Source organism: Novipirellula sp. (assembly GCF_041583735.1).
GTDB lineage: Bacteria > Planctomycetota > Planctomycetia > Pirellulales > Pirellulaceae > Novipirellula.
Genome location: NZ_JBFHFD010000969.1, coordinates 1 through 2167 on the forward strand (window position 1 = coordinate 1; position 2167 = coordinate 2167).

The following is a 2167-nucleotide window of genomic DNA, read 5'->3' on the forward strand; positions in this document are numbered from 1 at the left end:
CTGCGCGAATTGCTTGACATCGTCGGTGCGGTAATCGGGATAGGTCCAGCGGTGGTCAACCCATTGGCGGTGGACGTATGTTAACGTGACTTCGGCGAACATGCCGTCGCGCAGGTAAATGCGGTGGTCACGGTCTTTGGTCGTCGCCAGCACTAGTTTGGCTTGTGTCACGTAGCCCGGATCGAGGTTCAGCGGTCGGGGTTCGTCGGTCGGGATCGCTTGGGCACACTCGAGTTCCCAGAGGTTGGTTTGCGTTTTCCAATCGGCCAGTCCGGCCGGGTCGGCAAAGTCGCGAAAGCCGACAATCGTTTTTTCCAGTTCACCTCCCATTTCGCGAGTGTAATAACCGCCGGCTTCAAACGGCATACGCGGCGTTTGCACAAAGGTTTCGCCCCAAGTCTCGTTCAAGCGGCGGACGGCCCAATCCCGTACCGCATCATGCCGTGTGATGACAGCACAAAATCGGACGACCGGCTCAACGTACTGGATCACTGCCATTGTTTTACAAAACTCTGCGGGATTTAGTTTCGGGGATTGCTGGGGTAATCTAGGGGGCACGAGCCTGGCATGGTTTGGGAACCGGCTCGCGGTTGGTTGCGAATTGAATTCGCCCGCATTGCGTCCCTCTTCTTTGTCTTTAACTAAGTTTCATCATGCATCCCTGGATCGCTGACCGTACCACCACGTTTGACAGTAGCGGAATTCGTAAGGTTTTTGATTTGGCCGCGAAGCTGAAGGATCCCGTCAATCTATCGATTGGTCAACCCGATTTTGACGTTCCCGAAGCGGTTCAGGATGCAGCAATCGAGGCCATTCGTGGCGGTAAAAACGCCTACTCGCCGACCCAGGGGATTGCACCGCTGCGAGAAGCGTTGCGGCAAGAAATCGCCGAAAAATATCCTCACGAGGATCGCGACGTCTTCATCAGCAGCGGGACCAGCGGAGGATTGATGCTATCGATCTTGACGATGGTCAATCCGGGGGATGAGGTGATCTTTCTGGATCCGTTTTTTGTGATGTATCCCGCGTTATTAAAGATGTGCGGCGGGGTGCCGGTGCCAGTCGACTCCTATCCCGATTTTCGTTTGGATGTCGACAAAATCGCTGCCGCGATCACTCCGCGGACAAAAATGATCCTGCTCAATAGCCCCGCCAATCCGACCGGTGTGACGGCCAGCGAAGCGGAACTGAAGGCGGTCGCTGAATTGGCCGCAGAGAAAAACATTGCGTTGTTGTCAGACGAAATTTACAGTCAATTTTTCTATGATGGCGAATTTGCGTCCCCGGCTTCCTTTAACGATCAAACCATCGTGATCGATGGATTCAGTAAGAGTCACGCGATGACCGGTTGGCGGGTGGGATACGTTCACGGCCCCAGTGAAATCATTCGCACGATGCTGAAAATTCAGCAGTATACATTTGTCTGCGCCCCACAACCGGCTCAATGGGGAGCGCTACGGGCGATGGAAGTTAATCTCGGTGGCCATATCCAAGACTACAAACGCAAACGCGACATAGTCTTTGATGCGTTGTCGGATTGCTACGAAATCGCAAAGCCAGGGGGGGCGTTTTATATGTTCCCCAAAGCTCCGATCGAAAGCGGAGCGAAGTTTGTGGAACAAGCAATTGAGCGGGGGCTGTTGATCATCCCAGGCAATATCTTTAGCGCCAGGGACACGCATTTTCGCATTAGCTTTGCCGCGAGCGACGAACAGCTAAAACGAGGGGTCGATATTTTGAGGTCCATGGCGGGAGCCTCGGTCTAAGGCTTGCGAGCAGGTTTAGCGTTCATTCACCATCAAGTCCGGTATTGCAACGCATCACGTACAAGCGTGATTGGTAACGCGCGTCACGGCAAATCGAAGCAATGATCGAGTCAAGGTCTTTGGTCGCTTGCGAGCAGGTTTCCTGGCGCTGCGGTTCCGTTTCAGTTTGCGGTGATTTCGTTGCGGAGATTGATTGCATCATGATTCGCCAGTGAGGGTGAGGGCTAAGTGGTTTTTGCGGCGGATAGGATTCGATTGGAGACCGATCCGTAAAGTGCCATAAAAAACAGAACGTGAGTCAAAATATTTCGCATGCGACTGAACCTGCAGTCGTCCAACACGTTGGGGCTGTCAGAAACAAATGCGTATTCTGAGCAAGCAAACCGCAACGTTCTTCGGGC

Annotated in this window: 3 protein-coding genes; 1 reads left to right on the forward strand and 2 read right to left on the reverse strand. The window is 53.4% G+C overall.

The window, feature by feature from the left end; genetic code table 11:
* Nucleotides 1-498, reverse strand: a 498-nt coding sequence (locus tag ABX962_RS35130) for a DUF4416 family protein (protein ID WP_372726310.1), incomplete at its 3' end; no start/stop codon positions are given.
* Nucleotides 499-653: 155 nt separating this feature from the next.
* On the opposite strand from ABX962_RS35130, the gene ABX962_RS35135 reads away from it, so the two are divergent.
* Nucleotides 654-1766, forward strand: a complete 1113-nt coding sequence (locus ABX962_RS35135) for a pyridoxal phosphate-dependent aminotransferase (protein ID WP_372726311.1) — start codon at nucleotides 654-656, stop codon at nucleotides 1764-1766.
* A 22-nt stretch (nucleotides 1767-1788) separates the two neighbouring features.
* On the opposite strand, the gene ABX962_RS35140 is transcribed toward ABX962_RS35135, so the two are convergent.
* Entirely contained in the window at nucleotides 1789-1968 is a 180-nt protein-coding gene (locus ABX962_RS35140) for a hypothetical protein (protein WP_372726312.1), read from the reverse strand.
* Nucleotides 1969-2167 lie beyond the last annotated feature (199 nt).